Consider the following 16,736-nt stretch of genomic DNA (forward strand, 5'->3'; position numbering starts at 1 on the left):
GTAACGCTAATTTACGAGCCAGATAATGTCCCACGAGACCCTTCTGACTCAGGACGAGTTGGATTTTATCCAGACGATGCATCAGAACCCGCAGCTCAATCAGCGGGACGCTTCGTCGAGCCTCACGGTTAAAGGGGTCTCGCAAATACGTGATCTGCTCACCCGCCTGGCCGCCCATGAACAAGTCACGATCCAGGCGCAATTTGCCGACCAGCAAATGAGCTTTCCGTTAAGCCTGGTGGAAGACGAGTTCCATGCACAGCATTTGCAGCTGGGAGCGCCGAGCATTTTTGAAGACGGGCCCCTTGGCCGCCCGTGGCGCCTGACCCTGGAAGAACCGGTGGCACTGGAGAATATTCGGGCCAGACCCGGAAACCTGTGGGTCACCCAGGTATCGTTCAAGGGACTGCTGGTGGAGGTGCGCAACAACAGTCAGCCACCGCGTCAGTTTGCCCAATGGTTCAGCCCCGTGGGCTATGAACGGATCGCCGTACGCGGCACGCTGGAGCGCAAGACCGAATCAGGCCTGTATGCCTACCGGCTTGGCCAGCACGATAAAGGCCAGACCGAGCGTCTGCGCCAGTTCATCCTGCAACAGCATCGTCTGGCGCATCCGGCATTTCACAGCTCATAGCCCTCAGCGCCCCTTGAGTTCAGCATCCAGCTGCTGACTCACCCCAGCAGCCTGGCGCCCCAAACAGACAACCGATGTTCCCTGCAGCGCCTCTTGCGCCGTGTGCACAGCCTCGCCCGCCAAAAACAGCGGACAGTTCAGGCTGGGCGCCAACCGCGTCAGCCGCCGATGGTGCGCGGCGCCCAGGGTACGCTGAGCAAACAGCACAACGGCCTGGGGCCTGATCTTCTCGCAAATCAGCGCAAGCTCGTCCAGTGGCTGCCCTGTCGCCAACACCCTGACCACCCGATCGTGGCGGCTCAGGAGCAAGCCGGCGACCAGCAGCTCCAGCTCATGACACAGCTCCGGCACTGCAACCATCACCACACACTGTGCGGCTTGTGCCGCCTGCATCTGCAGCCGGTGCTGTACCCGTGCGCGCAGGAACCCGTCCAGCATCAGCCATTCACTGGTGCGGCCGAACTCATCCCGCCCCCTGAGCAGTTGCTGCCACAGCGGCAGAAAAATATCCTGGAAAACGGTTTCTGCCGGGTAACCGGAATAAATCTGCCCGTACAGGCGTTCCAGCTCGGGCTCGTTGAATGCACTCAGCGCAGCCCCTGCACGGCATTGCCATTCACGGTGCTCATTGGCGACAGGCTGCGGGCGCTCATGTGCAGAGTCGTTGGCCAGTAACTGCGCGACTTTGCTGACGGCCACCCCGCGCTCCAGCCAGCCCATGACCCGGCGCACTGTCTCAATATCGGTCACGGAGTACAGACGATGCCCGCTTATGGTGCGCGTTGGCTGGATCAGACCGTAGCGCCGCTCCCAGGCGCGCAGGGTCACCGGGTTGATGCCTGTGAGCCGCGCGACTTCCCTGATCGGATACAAGCCTTGCTGTTCAGGGCAATCGGCAGATAACGCTACGGGCTCAAGTTCAGTAATCACGGGCATTGGAGGGCAAGGACCAAGAGGATATGCAGGGGATTCTACGCCTCATCGCGTCATCTGGTGCTCAAACAGGGGCCGGGATTTTCACGATGCTTTGCGGGATCAGACTTGTCAGCGATACAAACCGGCGCAAAAGAGCTCAGGAGGAACAATCCTTGCTTGTTTTCCAGAACACGGCCCACCACCCCGGTGCTGTGTTTTGTGGCTGCCCTACCCGGGCAGCATCAGCCTTCTGGAGATACACAATGTCTACCACTCCTGTCACCTTGCTGGTTGCACGCCGTGTCGCTGAAGGCCGCTATCAGGAATTGATCGCCTGGCTGCATGAGGGTGAGCAATTGGCCACAGACTTTCCCGGTTACCTGGGCTCCGGCGTTCTGGCCCCGCCTGCGGGCGATGACGAGTTTCAGATCATTTTCCGCTTTGCCGACGAAGCCACCCTCCACGCCTGGGAACACTCGGTCTCGCGCAAGGCCTGGTTGCTGCGTGGCAGTGACCTGTTTGCCCATCCTTCAGAGCGCCGCGTGAAGGGTATCGATGGCTGGTTCGGTGCCAGCGGTCAGCGCCCGCCCCGCTGGAAGCAAGCGGTGGCCATCTGGCTGGCTTTCTTTCCGGTGTCACTGCTGTTCAACTTTGTACTGGGCCCGGTGCTGGGCGAGCTGAGTTTGCTGCCACGCATATTTGTCAGCACCCTGGCCCTGACCCCGCTGATGGTGTTCTGGTTTATTCCACTCTCAACCCACTTGCTGGCCAAATGGCTTCACAGCCTTCCAAACAAGCCGCCGGCCGGCGCAATCGCATCCCATCGCAGCTAAACCCGGATTCGGGCTTGGCCGTTACGTCGCGGACGCTGGTATAGTTTTGCTACTACGCCGCGACAGTTTCCGGCCTTACCTCACCGAGTCCGTCATGCCCTCTCCTTCTGCACCGATTCTGATCACTGGCGCTGGCCAGCGCATTGGTTTGCATTGCGCCAGGCAACTGCTGGCGGACGGTCATGGGGTGATCATCACCTACCGCAGTGAAAAACCCGGCGTACAAGCCTTGCGCGAACTGGGCGCCACGACGCTGTTTGCCGACTTTTCAAACGAAGAAGGTATTCTCGATTTTATCCAGCGCCTGAAAAGCCACACTGACTCGCTGCGGGCCATCGTCCATAATGCCTCGGCCTGGCTTGTGGATACCGTCGACGACCAGACCGCTGCCTTCACGCAAATGTTCAGCGTGCACATGCTCGCCCCCTACCTGATCAACCTGCACTGCACTGAACTGCTGGAGCGCTCGACTCCAGCGGACATTGTGCATATCAGCGACGATGTCACACGCAAGGGCAGCAGCAAGCATATTGCCTATTGCGCGACCAAGGCCGGGCTCGACAGCCTGACCCTGTCATTCGCCGCTAAACTGGCGCCACGCATCAAAGTCAACGGCATTGCCCCGGCCTTGCTGATGTTCAACCCGGACGATGACGCGGCGTACCGCGCCAGCACCCTGGCCAAGTCGGCGCTGGGGATTGAACCCGGCGCCGAGGTGATTTATCAGAGCCTGCGCTACCTGCTGGATAACCCGTATGTGACCGGCACCACCTTGACCGTCAATGGCGGCCGGCATCTCAAATAGCCGTCCCCGAGGAAGTACTTCATGAGCGCAACACTGCCTGAGCAATATCGCGAGATCCTCATCGGTCTCGGTGAAAACCCTGACCGCGAAGGCTTGCTCGACACCCCAGAACGCGCAGCAAAAGCCATGCAGTACCTGTGTCATGGTTACGAACAAAGCGTTGAAACCATCGTCAATGGCGCCCTGTTTGCCTCGGACAGCGATGAAATGGTGATCGTCTCCGACATCGAGCTGTATTCGCTGTGCGAGCATCATTTGCTGCCGTTCATTGGCAAGGCGCATGTGGCCTATATCCCGACCGGCAAAGTGCTGGGCCTGTCGAAAATTGCCCGCATCGTCGACATGTTCGCCCGCCGCCTGCAAATCCAGGAAAACCTGACCCGGGAAATCGCCGATGCCATTCAGGACATTACCCAGGCCGCCGGTGTTGCCGTGGTGATTGAAGCCCGGCACATGTGCATGATGATGCGCGGCGTAGAAAAACAGAACTCAACCATGAACACCTCGGTCATGCTCGGCGCATTTCGCGAATCCAGCACCCGCATGGAGTTCCTGCAATTGATAGGACGGAGCAAGTCTTAATGCCACAACTTCAGCCAGGAATGGCCCGCATCCGCGTCAAAGACCTGTGTCTGCGCACGTACATCGGGATCAACGAGGAAGAAATCCTCAACAAGCAGGATGTATTGATCAACCTCACCATCCTCTATGCCGCCCAGCAAGCCGTGCGTGACAACGATATCGATCACGCCCTCAATTACCGGACCATCACCAAAGCGGTGATCCAGCATGTCGAAGACAATCGCTTCGCCCTGCTTGAGCGTCTGACCCAGGAACTGCTGGATCTGGTCATGGCCAATGGCGCCGTTCTGTACGCCGAAGTCGAAGTCGACAAGCCGCACGCGTTGCGCTTCGCCGAATCGGTTTCAATTACGCTGGCGGCAAGCCGCCAGGCACCCACCCTTTAAATGTCGGTGAATCCCATGACGCCCCAAGAACGCCTTGAACTCGAAGCCGCCGCCTTTCGTCGCCTGGTTGCGCACCTGGACAGCCGCAAGGACGTGCAGAACATTGACCTGATGAACCTCTCGGGTTTTTGCCGTAATTGCCTGTCCAAGTGGTACAAGGCAGCGGCGGACGAGCGTCAGATCGACCTCAGCCTCGATGACGCCCGTGAAGTGGTGTACGGCATGCCTTATGCCGAGTGGAAATCCCAATACCAGAAAGAAGCCAGCGCCGAACAGGCTGCGGCCTTCGCTACAGGAAAAAAGCATGACTGATTTGAATACCCTGCGCGCCAGCCTCAACAGCGGCGAGCACCTGTTCGCCGATACCCTGGCGTTTATCGCAGCGCACTACAATTACCAGCCACAAGCCTTCACCAATGGTGGTGTAGAGAACGCGGCCGGGCAGAATGAGGGCTCGTGCAAAACACTGGGTCTGGCCCTGCTGGAAGGCCTGAGCGATAAAGAAGCGCTGCTGGCTTTCGGCGAGCACTATCGCTCGGTGGTGGCGACTCCGGACGGCACGGACCACAGCAACATCCGCGGGTTGATCGCCCATGGTCTGGCCGGGGTTGAATTCACCGCCCCGCCGTTGACCCTGTAGGAGCGAGCTTGCTCGCGAGCTCTTCTTTGCTGCTCTGAAAATCTCGCGAGCAAGCTCGCTCCTACAATTTGCCGCACACAAAAAAACCGGCCGAAGCCGGTTTTTTTATGTCGCAAACTGTCAGAACTGCGCGTTCTGCAGGCCGTCCAGGTAGCGCTCGGCGTCCAGTGCAGCCATGCAGCCCGCACCTGCCGAAGTGATGGCCTGACGGTAGACGTGGTCAGCCACGTCGCCGGCCGCAAACACACCTTCGATGCTGGTGGCAGTAGCGTTGCCTTCACGGCCGCCCTGCACAACCATGTAGCCATCCTTGAGTTCCAACTGGCCTTCAAACAACGAGGTGTTCGGCGTGTGGCCGATGGCAATGAAGACGCCGTCGACTTTCAGCTCGTCAAAGCTGCCATCGTTGTTTTTCAGGCGCGCACCGGTCACACCCATGTTGTCACCCAGCACTTCGTCCAGGGTGGCGTTGAGCTTGAGCTCGATCTTGCCTTCAGCCACACGTGCGTGCAGCTTGTCGATCAGGATCTTCTCGGCGCGGAATGTTTCGCGACGGTGAACCAGAGTCACCTTGCTGGCGATGTTGGCCAGGTACAGCGCCTCTTCAACAGCAGTGTTGCCACCGCCAACCACAGCCACAGGCTTGTTGCGGTAGAAGAAACCGTCACAGGTGGCACAGGCGGAAACGCCTTTGCCCATGAACGCTTCTTCAGACGGCAGACCCAGGTAACGGGCGCTGGCGCCTGTTGCAATGATCAACGCATCGCAGGTGTAAACACCGCTGTCGCCGGTAAGGCTGAACGGTTTGTTTTTCAGATCAACGGCGTTGATATGATCAAACACGATCTCGGTTTCAAAACGCTCGGCGTGTTCGCGCATGCGTTCCATCAAGACCGGACCGGTCAGGCCATGAACATCCCCCGGCCAGTTATCGACTTCGGTGGTGGTGGTCAGTTGACCGCCAGCCTGCATGCCCGTGATCAGCAGTGGTTTGAGGTTGGCGCGGGCCGCGTAGACCGCGGCGCTGTAACCGGCAGGGCCGGAACCCAGAATAATCACACGCGAATGACGTACTTCAGACATGACTCACTCCTATGACCGCCCGTGTCGAAACCGGGTCGGAACGCCGATTGACCGGCTGGAATAAAAAGAAATCGCAAACCTGCTCAGGCAACGCCTGAAACACGCAGATCCTGAAAAATATAGGTGCAGCGTATAGAGGCCGCAGAGAGTAAGGAAATACGCAATAACAATCCAGCTCATAGCTGGTCTCTATGTAGTCAAATAGATGCCTGGACGTCTTTGTTACAGCAATTGTCGATTCTTACGCAAGACTTTCGCCCTACAGATAAAGCCGTTAAGGTCGCCCGGTTTTCCACTGCTCGGAGCACACTATGCCCGCACCCGTTCTCTCTGGCCCACAGTACTTGCGTGAAGGCCTCAAGTTGGTCCTCAGCCCTGGCCTGCGCCTGTTCGTGCTGTTGCCACTGCTGATCAATCTGGTGCTGTTCGTCGGGCTGATTTATTTCGCCGGGCACCAGTTCAGCCTGTGGGTCGATGCCCTGATGCCGTCGCTGCCCCACTGGCTCAGCTTCCTCAACTATTTATTGTGGCCGCTGTTCGTGGTGCTGGTGGCGTTGATGGTGTTTTTCACCTTCACCATGCTCGCCAATATCATTGCTGCCCCTTTCAACGGTTTTCTCTCGGAAAAAGTCGAAGCTGTGGTGCGCGGGGTGGATAACTCGCCGCCTTTTAGCTGGGGCGAACTGATCGCCATGGTGCCACGCACCCTGGCCCGTGAAATGCGCAAGCTGGGCTATTTTCTGCCGCGGGCGATTGCCCTGCTGATCCTGTCGTTTATTCCGGTGCTCAATTTGGTAGCCGCGCCCCTGTGGCTGATTTTCGGGGTCTGGATGATGGCCATCCAGTACATCGACTACCCGGCGGACAACCACAAGCTTGGGTGGAATGAGATGCTCGCCTGGCTGCGTGAAAAGCGCTGGCAGAGCCTGAGCTTTGGCGGGATCGTGTATCTGGTGCTGCTGATTCCGGTGGTCAACATTCTGATGATGCCGGCCGCTGTCGCAGGCGCGACACTGTTCTGGGTGCGTGAGCGGGGCGACGAAGCACTGGCCAGAACCAGAGCCTGATCACTGCAGGGGCCTCGCAATGCTCTGACGCGAGGCACCTGCAGCTATTATTTTTGCCCGCGTCATAAATCCAACATGGCGCTGACATATTGTCGACATGGCTGTACCTGACACTGAGGTCATGACAACAGCCCTGCACATAGCCCTGATCACTGAAACCTTCTCGCCCGAAATCAATGGAGTGGCCAATACCCTCAGCCATTTGAGTGACGGCTTGCGTGCGCGCAATCATCTCGTGGAAGTGGTGCGCCCGCGCCAGACTGAGGATGCCAACCAGCGCAGTACCCCGACGCTGATGCTATGTCGGGGCTGGCCTTTGCCGGGGTATCCGGGTCTGCAATGGGGCATGACGTCGACCCACAGGCTGACCAGACGCTGGCAGCAGCAGCGCCCGGATGTGGTGTACATCGCGACTGAAGGGCCATTGGGATTGTGTGCATTGCGTGTTGCCCGACGCCTGGGCATCGCGGTGGTCAGCGGTTTTCACACCAACTTTCAACAGTACTTCAACCAATATGGTTTGACCTTCTTCAGCCGCGCCCTGACCCGCTATCTGCGCTGGTTCCATAACCGCTCCAGCCTGACCCTGGTGCCCAGTGCCAGCCAGCGCCTGGAACTGACGCGCAGACATTTCGAGCGGCTGGAGTTACTCGCCCGCGGCGTCGACAGTCAGCTGTTCAGTCCGTCCAGACGACAAATGTCTTTGCGCCAAAGTTGGGGCCTGAGGGAAAACGATATTGCGCTACTACATGTCGGGCGCCTGGCACCGGAAAAAAACCTCGGAGCCCTCAAACGTTGCCTTGATGCGTTGCAAGCACGCTATCCGGCACGGCGCTTCAAGTTGATTGTGGTCGGTGACGGACAAAAGCGGGCTGCTCTAGAGGCATCGTTGCCCGAGGCGGTTTTTTGCGGGGTGCAGTGCGCAGAAGCACTGGCCAACCATTACGCCAGCGCAGATGTGTTTTTATTTCCAAGCCTTTCCGAGACATTTGGCAACGTGGTGCTTGAAGCCCAGGCCTCGGGGCTGGGGGTCGTGGCCTATGACGAGGCCGCTGCCGGCCAGCATATTCGCCATGGCTATAACGGCGTGCTGGCCATGCCGGGTGATGAGTATGCCTGGCTTGAAGCCGCCTGCTGGCTGCTCGAAGACCCGGAAACCCTGCGCACCATTCGTCTCAATGCCCGCCGGCATGCCAGCCGTCAAAGCTGGCAGGGCATCATCGAGCAGTTCGAAGGCCATTTGCTGCGGGCTGCCCGGGGCTGCACCGGCGCCGTCGAAGTGCCGGTTTAGGACAGGGCTTTTTCAATCGCCTGAATAACCGTCGCATCGTCCGGTGCGGTACGCGGTGAAAAGCGTTCGAGCACGCGGCCGTCCGGCCCCACCAGAAATTTCTCGAAGTTCCAGCTGATGTCACCCGGGAACTCTGCCCCTTCGCCGGCCAGCAAGCGATACAGCTGATGACGCTCCGGACCGTTTACGTCCAGCTTGGCGCTCAGTTCAAAAGTCACGCCATAGTTCAGGCTGCAAAATTCGCGGATTTGCTCTTCAGTGCCCGGTTCTTGTCCGGCGAACTGGTTGCAGGGCACCCCCAGCACCCTGAAGCCCCTGGCCTTGTACTGCTGATAAAGGTTTTCCAGCGCGGCATATTGCGGGGTCAATCCACATTTCGAGGCAACATTCACCACCAGTACAACCTGGTCTTTGAAGGTTTCCAGGAGCAGCGGCTTGCCGTCCAGTGCGTGGAGATTAAGTTCGTGAAAAGCGCTCATGACAAACTCCTGAATTCCCGGGCCATGTATAAACAATCGCCTGAAGTGCCGATTGCCATATTCTTCAAAAAGCAAAAAGGCGCCCGTAGGCGCCTTTTTCTGGCTAGCTCGCAATTGAGCGTAGCAGCAGTGATCAGTGCTGATGACCGCCTTCACCGTGCACGTGACCGTGAGCAACTTCTTCTTCGCTCGCGTCACGTACAGCAACAACCTTGACCTTGAAGGTCAGGCGCTGGCCTGCCAACGGGTGGTTGCCGTCTACAGTTACGTCGTCACCGTCCAGATCACGGATAGTCACGATCTGCATCTGGCCGTCCGGCGCGGAAGCGTGGAACTGCATGCCCACTTCCAGTGTGTCTACGCCTTCGAACATGCTGGCGCTCAAGGTGCTGACCAGTTCGGCAGAGTACTCGCCGTAAGCGTCTTCAGGTTCAACGGTCACTGTCAGTTCTTCACCAACGGCCTTGCCGTCAAGCGCCTTTTCCAGACCCGGAATGATGTTACCTGCGCCTTGCAGGTAAACCAGCGGTGCACCGCCGGCAGAGCTATCGATGACATCACCATCGTCGTTGGTCAGGGTATATTCGATGGAGACAGCCTTGTTGGCGGCGATCGTCATGGGGCGAGACCTTTTGCAAAAAAATAAGTGAGTTCGCAAGTCTAACCAAGCAATCGCCCGAAAGCGAATACAACAAAGACCAACGGATAACTTTGAAAACTTCAACGATCATTGGCTGGCGTCAAGATGAAGAGCAGCACTGGGTCGCAGTGTTGTCATGTGGCCATACCCAGCACCTTCGTCACCAGCCACCCTGGCAATCCAGGCCCTGGGTCCTTGACCCGCAGCAACGCCAGAAAAAAATAGGTCAGCCCTTTACCTGTGGCTGGTGTGCTCAAGACGCAGATAGCGCTAATCTTGGCAATTGATTCAGGCACCCGTCCCGCACATCGGACGCTGCCCTGCACTGCCACGTCAGGAAGCTCGCATGCAAACTTTCTTTATTGCCCCCACTGATTTCGGTGTGGGCCTGACATCTATTAGCCTCGGACTGGTTCGCACGCTGGAGCGCGCGGGGTTGAAAGTCGGCTTTTTCAAGCCGATTGCCCAGCCGCATCCGGGTGATATCGGCCCTGAGCGCTCGACCGAACTGATCGCCCGCACCCACGGTCTCAAGCCGCCAACCCCTTTGGGGCTGGCCCATGTGGAACGCATGCTGGGTGACGGCCAACTGGATGAACTGCTCGAAGAAATCATCAGCCTTTATCAAGAAGCAGCCATTGGTAAAGATGTACTGATCGTTGAGGGCATGGTGCCCACCCGCACCGCCAGTTACGCCGCACGGGTCAACCTGCACCTGGCCAAGAGCCTGGATGCCGAGGTGATTCTGGTGTCGGCCCCGGAAAACGAAGTGCTGACCGAGCTCTCCGGCCGGGTTGAATTGCAGGCACAGTTGTTTGGTGGCCCCAAAGATCCGAAAGTGCTCGGCGTGATCCTCAACAAGGTGCGCACTGACGAAAGCATGGAAGTTTTTTCGGCGCGCCTCAAAGAGCACTCGCCGTTGCTGCGCAGTGGCGATTTCAGACTGCTGGGCTGCATTCCTTATCAACCCGAACTCAACGCGCCACGCACCCGCGACGTGGCCGACCTGCTGGGTGCCCAGGTGCTGAATGCCGGGGACTACGAAACCCGGCGCATGTCGAAAATCATTCTGTGCGCCCGCACCGTACTCAACACCTTGCAACTGCTCAAACCCGGGGTGCTGGTGGTTACCCCCGGCGATCGCGATGACATTATTCTGGCTGTCAGCCTTGCGGCCATGAATGGCGTGCCGCTGGCCGGGCTGCTGCTGACCAGCGACACCAAGCCCGACCCGCGCCTTATGGAACTGTGCCGTGGCGCGCTGCAGGCCGGGCTGCCGGTGCTGTCAGTGAGTACAGGATCCTATGACACGGCAAACCAGCTCAACCAGCTGAACAAGGAAATCCCGATTGATGACCGCGAGCGCGCGCAAATCATCACCGACTTTGTTGCCGGCCATCTGGACGCCAACTGGCTGCATCAACGCTGCGGCACCCCGCGGGAAATGCGCCTGACCCCGGCGGTGTTCCGCTATCAACTGATCCAGCGGGCCCAGCAAGCCAACAAGCGCATCGTCCTGCCCGAGGGCAGCGAGCCATTGACCGTGCAGGCGGCTGCCATTTGCCATGCCCGCGGAATTGCCCGCTGCGTATTGCTGGCCAAACCTGAAGAGGTTCTGGCAGTGGCCAAGGCCCACGGTTTCGAGCTGCCTGAGGGGCTGGAGATTCTGGACCCGGATCTGATTCGCGGGCGTTACGTCGAACCGATGGTGGCACTGCGTAAAACCAAAAGTATCAATGCGCCGATGGCCGAGCAACAGCTGGAAGACACCGTGGTGATCGGCACCATGATGCTGGCCCTGGACGAAGTGGACGGGCTGGTTTCCGGGGTTATTCACTCGACCGCCAACACCATCCGCCCGGCCCTGCAACTGATCAAAACGGCACCGGGCTGCACCCTGGTGTCATCGGTGTTCTTCATGCTGTTTCCCGAACAAGTGCTGGTATATGGCGACTGCGTGATGAACCCGCATCCGTCTGCCAGTGAACTGGCCGAAATTGCCTTGCAAAGCGCCGACTCGGCCGCCGCCTTCGGCATTACCCCGCGGGTGGCAATGATCAGCTACTCCAGCGGCGAATCGGCCAGTGGCGAAGAGGTCGAAAAAGTACGCGAAGCCACCCTGCTGGCCCATGAGGCCCAGCATTCATTGCTGATCGACGGGCCTCTGCAATATGACGCCGCTGCCAATGAAGCGGTCGCCAGACAACTGGCCCCCGACAGCAAAGTGGCGGGCCGGGCGACGGTCTTTGTGTTCCCGGACCTGAACACCGGCAACACCACGCACAAGGCGGTACAACGCAGCGCCGATTGCGTCAGCCTTGGGCCTATGCTGCAAGGTCTGCGCAAACCGGTAAATGATCTGCCTCGCGGCGCGCAAGTCGACGACATTGTCTACACCATCGCCCTCACGGCGATTCAAGCCGCCAACCGACCTATGGATGTGTAAATGCTGGATTTCCTGCCTGCGCCGTTACGCGGCGTCATCGCTTCATTGCTACTGGCGATCAACACTATCCTGTGTTGCACGCCGCTGTTCGTAGTTGCCATTTTCAAGCTGTGCCTGCCATTCCCGGCAGCGCAGCGTGTGACCGACGAGTTGATGCGCCGGATCCACGAAGCCTGGGTCAGCAACAATTCGCGCTGGATGGATTTACTGCGCAAGACCCGCTGGCATATCGAAGGCCTTGAGGGGCTGGACTACCAGCACTCCTACCTGATCACCAGCAACCACCAGAGCTGGGTTGACATCATGGTGCTGCAGTACGTGCTCAACAAACGTATTCGTCCGCTCAAGTTCTTCCTCAAGCAGGAGCTGATCTGGGTCCCGGTGATCGGTCTGGCGTGGTGGGCTCTGGGCTTCCCGTTCATGAAGCGCTACACCAAGGCTTACCTGGACAAACACCCGGAGAAAAAAGGCGCGGACCTGGCCACCACCCGTAAAACCTGCGCCAAGTTTAAAAACCAGTCGGTAGCGATTTTCAATTTCGTTGAAGGCACACGCTTTACCGAGGCCAAACACGCGCAGCAGAACTCCCCGTTTCGCTACCTGCTCAAGCCCAAGGCCGGCGGCATTGCCTTTGTCCTGGATGCGATGGGCGAACAGCTGCAATCAATCATCAACGTGACGATCCACTACCCAGGCGGCAGACCGGGTTATTGGGATCTGCTGTGCGGCAACGTGCGGGAGGTGGTGGTGGATTTCGAAGAGCTGAGAATCCCGGCCGGGTTTATCGGTAAAAACTACGACCAGGACCCTGAGTACAAGCGGGCGTTTCAGAGCTGGATCAATACCTTGTGGGAAAACAAGGACCGGCTGCTGGACGAGTTGCATCGCAAATACCCCGGCGCCTGAGCTATCCCCTTGCTCGCGTGCCTGGAATAGATCGCGAGCAAGCTCGCTCCTGCAGAGGGGAAATACACGCGCATAAAAAAGCCCGCCACCGAGTACTCGGTGGCGGGCTTTTTCGTACGGCTTAGATAGCGCCGTGTTTGCGCAACAGTTCCAGTACCAGCTTCACACTTTCATCCAGCGACAGCGATTGCGTATTGACCACCAGATCGGCATTCAACGGCACGTCATACGGGAAAGATTCTCCCGGGATGTTATCGCCACCGGCTGCATACAGCCCTTGCGGGTCACGCTCGGCACATACGGCCGGAGATGCCTGCACATAGACGGTCAGCAGGCGATCATCACCGATCAGTGCCTTGGACTCTTCACGGCCCAGGGCATCCGGAGCCACGAACGCGGCCAGGGTCAACAAACCGGCTTCGTTGAACTGACGCGCCACATGGGCAGCACGACGCCAGTTCTCGGTACGCCCGGCACGATCCTGGGGCAAGCCCTTGTTCAGGTCGTGGCGCAGGTTCTGGCCATCCAGTACGAACACTGCACGCCCCATATCGAACAGCTTGCGCTCAACGGCGTAGGCCAGGGTGCTTTTGCCCGCCCCGGAGAGACCACTGAACAGCACGGTGGCCGGTTGCTGGCCAAAACGCTGGGCCCGCTCCTCGGTGGTCACATGGGCCAGTTCGCCATGATGGGTCGCGCTGCCATGGCTCTGCGGCTGGGCGACAATCATGCCCGCGCCGACGGTGCCGTTGGTCAGGCGATCGATAATAATGAATGAGCCCGTGGTGCGGTTGCTGGCATAGCCATCCAGCGCAATCGGTGCATCGAGGCTGATCCTGACCTTACCGATCTCGTTCAGCTGCAAGGCACTGGCCGGGCCTTCTTCCAGGGTGTTTACATCGACCTTGTTGACGATGCTGGCGATCGAACCCGGCACATAGCTGGTGGCACGCTTGATGTCGTATTTCTTGCCCGGCAACATCGGCTCTTCAGCCATCCACACCAGCATGGCCTCAAAGTTGTCGGTCACCAGCGGCTGGTTGTCGGCATGCACCAACAGGTCGCCACGGGAGATGTCGATTTCGTCTTCCATGGTCAGCGTCACCGCCTGACCCGGACCAGCGTGTTCCAGTTCACCTTCAAAGGTGACGATGGATTTGACCCGGCTGCTCTTGCCCGACGGCAGCACCACAATTTCGTCGCCCTTGCGCACGATGCCGCTGGCCAGCGTACCGGCAAAACCACGGAAGTTCAGGTTGGGACGGTTCACGTACTGCACCGGGAAGCGCAGGTCGGTGAGGTTGCGATCGGCCGCCACTTCAACGGTCTCAAGAATTTCCATCAGCGACTGGCCGGTGTACCACGGCGAGCGCTCGCTTTTGTTCACCACGTTGTCGCCCTTGAGGGCAGACATCGGCACAAAGTGCATGCTGGTGGGCTTCATCTGCAAGCCTTCGGCGAACTTCAGGTAATCGGCCTTGATCGACTCGAAAACACCCTGATCGAAGTCCTTGAGGTCCATCTTGTTGATGGCCACCACGATGTGTTTGATGCCCAGCAACGAAGCGATGAAGCTGTGGCGACGGGTCTGGGTCTGCACGCCGTAACGGGCATCCACCAGAATGATCGCCAGGTCACAGGTCGAAGCACCGGTGGCCATGTTGCGGGTGTACTGCTCATGGCCCGGGGTGTCGGCAATGATGAATTTACGCTTGGCGGTCGAGAAATAACGGTACGCCACGTCAATGGTGATGCCCTGCTCGCGCTCGGCTTGCAGACCGTCCACCAGCAGCGCCAGGTCGATGTCGTCACCGGTGGTGCCGCTCTTTTTCGAGTCACGGGTGATGGCTTCCAGGTGATCTTCGTAGATCATCTTGGAGTCGTGCAGCAGGCGCCCGATGAGGGTGCTCTTGCCGTCGTCGACGTTGCCGCAGGTCAGAAAGCGCAACATCTCTTTGCGCTCGTGCTGGCCCAGGTAGGCGAGGATGTCCTCGCTGATCAAATCAGATACATGCGACATGACAACCCCTTAGAAATAACCCTGACGTTTTTTATCTTCCATCGAGCCGGCACCATCGTGATCGATGACTCGGCCCTGGCGCTCGGAAGTTCGGGTCAGGAGCATTTCCTGGATGATGTCGGTCAGGGTTTCAGCCTCGGACTCCACCGCGCCGGTCAGCGGGTAGCAGCCAAGCGTACGGAAACGGACCTTTTTCTTGACGATGCGAGCCTTGTCTTCGTCAGACAGGTGCTCAAGGATGCGCTCGTCGTCGATCATGATCAGGGTGCCGTTCTTCTCGATCACATCGCGTTCGGCCGCGAAGTACAGGGGCACAATAGGAATGCCTTCGAGATAGATGTACTGCCAGATATCGAGTTCGGTCCAGTTCGACAACGGGAACACGCGAATCGATTCGCCCTTGTTGACGTTGCCGTTGTAAACGTTCCACAACTCGGGGCGCTGGTTTTTCGGATCCCAGCGGTGCTTGCTGTCGCGGAAAGAGTACACGCGCTCTTTGGCACGGGACTTTTCTTCGTCGCGGCGCGCGCCACCAAAGGCGGCATCAAAACCGTATTTGTCCAGCGCCTGCTTGAGACCCTCGGTCTTCATGATATCGGTGTGCTTGGCGCTGCCGTGGGTGAAGGGGTTGATCCCTTGCGCCACGCCGTCCGGGTTGACGTGAGTGATCAGGTCCAGGCCCAGCTCGGCAACCATCTTGTCGCGAAAGCGGTACATCTCCTGGAATTTCCACTGGGTGTCGACATGCATCACCGGAAACGGCAGCTTGCCTGGGAAAAACGCCTTGCGTGCAAGGTGCAACATCACGGCAGAATCTTTACCGATCGAGTACAGCATTACCGGGTTATCGAACTCGGCTGCCACCTCGCGGATGATGTGGATGCTTTCCGCCTCCAGCTGTTTCAGGTGCGTCAGTTTGTCGACCATGGCTACTCACGAAAGCTATCTTATGAACGGCCTGCGGGCCGTGTTCGAGGGGAGAATCCTAGCACAGCGCTCTCTTCTATTGAGGGCGCCAACTAGATCGAAACGGTCTAAGAATAGATCGACGAGTTTGCCTCTTTACCTCTGCTGGAGCGAGCTTGCCTCGCGATGTTTTGATCTTGAAGGCCCGCGGCCAATCGAGTGCCGACCGGCTGCTCCCCAGAGGGCATAAGGGTTAAATCGGGTTCGAACAGTCGATGAACAAATGTTCAAGGGCAAAGCGGCGGGCCAGGTAGTCACCCAGGGCTTGCACACCATAACGCTCGGTGGCGTGATGGCCGGCAGCAATGAAACTGATGTCGTTTTCCCGGGCACTGTGGAAAGTTTGCTCCGACGCTTCGCCGCTCAGGTACAGATCAACCCCGGCCAGTACCGCCTGATCGATGTAACCCTGACCGCCACCGGTACACCAGCCTACGCGGCGAATCATTGCACTGCCTTCAATCAGCAACGGCTCACGGCCAAGGGCTTCTTGCACACGGCGGGCAAAATCACGGGCCGTCACCGGCTCGGCCAAAGAACCCACCAACCCCACCACTTTGGCGTTGTTCGGGTCCAGCGGCCCTTCAACAGTGATGTCCAGCTGCCGCGCCAGTTGCACGTTATTGCCAACTTCGGGGTGCAGGTCGAGGGGCAGGTGATACGCCAGCAGGCTGATATCGTGTTTGAGCAAGGTTTTGAGGCGGCGCTGCTTCATCCCGGTGATGCAGGGGTCTTCGCCCTTCCAGAAGTAACCATGGTGCACCAGCACCAGATCGGCCTGGGCCTCGACTGCCGCATCCAGCAACGCCTGGCTGGCGGTCACGCCGCTGACGATTCGCAGCACTTGTGGCCGGCCCTCGACCTGCAGCCCGTTGGGGCAGTAATCGCTGATTGCAGCGCAGTTCAGGTAACGATTTGCTTCTTCTACCAGTGTGCTCAGGGCAACAGCCATAAAAGACTCCTAAATATAGCGTTCAGAGGCGTTCGGCCCTCGTATAATGGCCGCCATTATGGGCCGTCAAGATGGCTCTGCAACCTTCAGG

18 protein-coding genes and 1 pseudogene are annotated in these 16,736 nt (G+C 58.7%); 12 read left to right on the top strand and 7 right to left on the bottom strand.

Annotation, left to right across the window (positions count from 1 at the left end):
- Positions 1-25 precede the first annotated feature (25 nt).
- On the top strand, positions 26-634 hold the full coding sequence (locus tag B195_RS18510) for a hypothetical protein (protein WP_003439965.1): 609 nt from the start codon (positions 26-28) through the stop codon (positions 632-634).
- Between the two features lie 3 nt (positions 635-637).
- Here B195_RS18510 and B195_RS18515 read toward each other — a convergent pair whose 3' ends face one another.
- Complete coding sequence (locus tag B195_RS18515) at positions 638-1,570, bottom strand: MerR family transcriptional regulator (protein WP_010656028.1); 933 nt, start codon at positions 1,568-1,570, stop codon at positions 638-640.
- 242 nt (positions 1,571-1,812) lie between these two features.
- On the opposite strand from B195_RS18515, the gene B195_RS18520 reads away from it, so the two are divergent.
- The 6 genes from B195_RS18520 to B195_RS18545 all read left to right on the top strand — a co-directional run bounded on the left by B195_RS18520 (position 1,813) and on the right by B195_RS18545 (position 4,795).
- Complete coding sequence (locus B195_RS18520) at positions 1,813-2,382, top strand: antibiotic biosynthesis monooxygenase (RefSeq protein ID WP_003439960.1); 570 nt, start codon at positions 1,813-1,815, stop codon at positions 2,380-2,382.
- Between the two features lie 94 nt (positions 2,383-2,476).
- A complete protein-coding gene (folM, locus tag B195_RS18525; protein ID WP_003439958.1) occupies positions 2,477-3,187 on the top strand; it encodes a dihydromonapterin reductase in 711 nt (236 codons plus the stop codon).
- 21 nt (positions 3,188-3,208) lie between these two features.
- Entirely contained in the window at positions 3,209-3,769 is a 561-nt protein-coding gene (gene folE, locus B195_RS18530) for a GTP cyclohydrolase I FolE (protein ID WP_003439956.1), read from the top strand.
- Positions 3,769-4,155 (top strand): dihydroneopterin triphosphate 2'-epimerase, encoded by a 387-nt coding sequence (gene folX / locus B195_RS18535; RefSeq protein ID WP_003439954.1) that lies wholly within the window; start codon positions 3,769-3,771, stop codon positions 4,153-4,155. Before folE ends, folX begins: the two co-directional genes overlap by 1 nt.
- A gap of 15 nt (positions 4,156-4,170) precedes the next feature.
- A complete protein-coding gene (locus B195_RS18540; RefSeq protein ID WP_003439952.1) occupies positions 4,171-4,467 on the top strand; it encodes a DUF1244 domain-containing protein in 297 nt (98 codons plus the stop codon).
- Positions 4,460-4,795, top strand: a complete 336-nt coding sequence (locus tag B195_RS18545; RefSeq protein ID WP_003439951.1) for a HopJ type III effector protein — start codon at positions 4,460-4,462, stop codon at positions 4,793-4,795. The genes B195_RS18540 and B195_RS18545 overlap by 8 nt, the downstream gene beginning before the upstream one ends.
- A gap of 120 nt (positions 4,796-4,915) precedes the next feature.
- Here B195_RS18545 and trxB read toward each other — a convergent pair whose 3' ends face one another.
- Positions 4,916-5,878 carry a thioredoxin-disulfide reductase gene (gene trxB / locus B195_RS18550; RefSeq protein ID WP_003439949.1) on the bottom strand — a complete coding sequence of 321 codons (963 nt, stop codon included), beginning with the start codon at positions 5,876-5,878 and terminating at the stop codon, positions 4,916-4,918.
- A 311-nt stretch (positions 5,879-6,189) separates the two neighbouring features.
- Here trxB and cysZ point away from each other — a divergent pair, with 311 nt between their 5' ends.
- Positions 6,190-6,945: a sulfate transporter CysZ gene (gene cysZ, locus B195_RS18560; protein WP_003439947.1), complete on the top strand. Its 756-nt coding sequence runs from the start codon at positions 6,190-6,192 to the stop codon at positions 6,943-6,945.
- 97 nt (positions 6,946-7,042) lie between these two features.
- Entirely contained in the window at positions 7,043-8,236 is a 1,194-nt protein-coding gene (locus B195_RS18565) for a glycosyltransferase family 1 protein (protein ID WP_037001364.1), read from the top strand.
- Here the strand turns inward: B195_RS18565 and B195_RS18570 are convergent.
- On the bottom strand, positions 8,233-8,715 hold the full coding sequence (locus B195_RS18570; RefSeq protein WP_003439942.1) for a glutathione peroxidase: 483 nt from the start codon (positions 8,713-8,715) through the stop codon (positions 8,233-8,235). The genes B195_RS18565 and B195_RS18570 overlap by 4 nt on opposite strands.
- A 133-nt stretch (positions 8,716-8,848) precedes the next feature.
- Positions 8,849-9,334 carry a peptidylprolyl isomerase gene (locus tag B195_RS18575; protein WP_003439940.1) on the bottom strand — a complete coding sequence of 162 codons (486 nt, stop codon included), beginning with the start codon at positions 9,332-9,334 and terminating at the stop codon, positions 8,849-8,851.
- On the opposite strand from B195_RS18575, the pseudogene B195_RS18580 reads away from it, so the two are divergent.
- From B195_RS18580 to B195_RS18590, 3 genes and pseudogenes are all read left to right on the top strand, one after another.
- Positions 9,333-9,642 (top strand): annotated as a pseudogene (locus B195_RS18580) (DUF3565 domain-containing protein). The gene B195_RS18575 and the pseudogene B195_RS18580 sit on opposite strands and share 2 nt — an antisense overlap.
- Positions 9,643-9,701: 59 nt before the next feature.
- The gene (gene pta, locus B195_RS18585; RefSeq protein WP_003439937.1) at positions 9,702-11,801 is read left to right on the top strand and encodes a phosphate acetyltransferase; all 2,100 of its coding nucleotides are present in this window, start codon (positions 9,702-9,704) and stop codon (positions 11,799-11,801) included.
- The gene (locus B195_RS18590) at positions 11,802-12,707 is read left to right on the top strand and encodes an acyltransferase (protein WP_003439935.1); all 906 of its coding nucleotides are present in this window, start codon (positions 11,802-11,804) and stop codon (positions 12,705-12,707) included.
- Between the two features lie 121 nt (positions 12,708-12,828).
- Here B195_RS18590 and cysN read toward each other — a convergent pair whose 3' ends face one another.
- The 3 genes from cysN to B195_RS18605 form a co-directional block, all read right to left on the bottom strand.
- Complete coding sequence (gene cysN / locus B195_RS18595) at positions 12,829-14,727, bottom strand: sulfate adenylyltransferase subunit CysN (protein ID WP_003439933.1); 1,899 nt, start codon at positions 14,725-14,727, stop codon at positions 12,829-12,831.
- A gap of 9 nt (positions 14,728-14,736) precedes the next feature.
- Entirely contained in the window at positions 14,737-15,654 is a 918-nt protein-coding gene (gene cysD, locus B195_RS18600; RefSeq protein ID WP_003439932.1) for a sulfate adenylyltransferase subunit CysD, read from the bottom strand.
- A gap of 232 nt (positions 15,655-15,886) precedes the next feature.
- Entirely contained in the window at positions 15,887-16,645 is a 759-nt protein-coding gene (locus tag B195_RS18605; RefSeq protein ID WP_003439930.1) for a Nif3-like dinuclear metal center hexameric protein, read from the bottom strand.
- Between the last annotated feature and the right edge of the window lie 91 nt (positions 16,646-16,736).

The sequence above is a fragment of the Pseudomonas sp. Lz4W genome (assembly GCF_000346225.2).
Classification (GTDB): Bacteria; Pseudomonadota; Gammaproteobacteria; order Pseudomonadales; family Pseudomonadaceae; genus Aquipseudomonas; species Aquipseudomonas paraversuta.

Coding starts and splice junctions, on each gene's coding strand:
- cysD (WP_003439932.1), bottom strand. CDS start 15,654: ATGGTCGACAAACTGACGCACCTGAAACAGCTGGAGGCGGAAAGCATC.
- B195_RS18570 (WP_003439942.1), bottom strand. CDS start 8,715: ATGAGCGCTTTTCACGAACTTAATCTCCACGCACTGGACGGCAAGCCG.
- cysN (WP_003439933.1), bottom strand. CDS start 14,727: ATGTCGCATGTATCTGATTTGATCAGCGAGGACATCCTCGCCTACCTG.
- pta (WP_003439937.1), top strand. CDS start 9,702: ATGCAAACTTTCTTTATTGCCCCCACTGATTTCGGTGTGGGCCTGACA.
- folM (WP_003439958.1), top strand. CDS start 2,477: ATGCCCTCTCCTTCTGCACCGATTCTGATCACTGGCGCTGGCCAGCGC.
- B195_RS18510 (WP_003439965.1), top strand. CDS start 26: ATGTCCCACGAGACCCTTCTGACTCAGGACGAGTTGGATTTTATCCAG.
- B195_RS18575 (WP_003439940.1), bottom strand. CDS start 9,334: ATGACGATCGCCGCCAACAAGGCTGTCTCCATCGAATATACCCTGACC.
- B195_RS18520 (WP_003439960.1), top strand. CDS start 1,813: ATGTCTACCACTCCTGTCACCTTGCTGGTTGCACGCCGTGTCGCTGAA.
- B195_RS18515 (WP_010656028.1), bottom strand. CDS start 1,570: ATGCCCGTGATTACTGAACTTGAGCCCGTAGCGTTATCTGCCGATTGC.
- B195_RS18565 (WP_037001364.1), top strand. CDS start 7,043: ATGGCTGTACCTGACACTGAGGTCATGACAACAGCCCTGCACATAGCC.
- B195_RS18545 (WP_003439951.1), top strand. CDS start 4,460: ATGACTGATTTGAATACCCTGCGCGCCAGCCTCAACAGCGGCGAGCAC.
- folX (WP_003439954.1), top strand. CDS start 3,769: ATGCCACAACTTCAGCCAGGAATGGCCCGCATCCGCGTCAAAGACCTG.
- cysZ (WP_003439947.1), top strand. CDS start 6,190: ATGCCCGCACCCGTTCTCTCTGGCCCACAGTACTTGCGTGAAGGCCTC.
- B195_RS18590 (WP_003439935.1), top strand. CDS start 11,802: ATGCTGGATTTCCTGCCTGCGCCGTTACGCGGCGTCATCGCTTCATTG.
- B195_RS18540 (WP_003439952.1), top strand. CDS start 4,171: ATGACGCCCCAAGAACGCCTTGAACTCGAAGCCGCCGCCTTTCGTCGC.
- B195_RS18605 (WP_003439930.1), bottom strand. CDS start 16,645: ATGGCTGTTGCCCTGAGCACACTGGTAGAAGAAGCAAATCGTTACCTG.
- trxB (WP_003439949.1), bottom strand. CDS start 5,878: ATGTCTGAAGTACGTCATTCGCGTGTGATTATTCTGGGTTCCGGCCCT.
- folE (WP_003439956.1), top strand. CDS start 3,209: ATGAGCGCAACACTGCCTGAGCAATATCGCGAGATCCTCATCGGTCTC.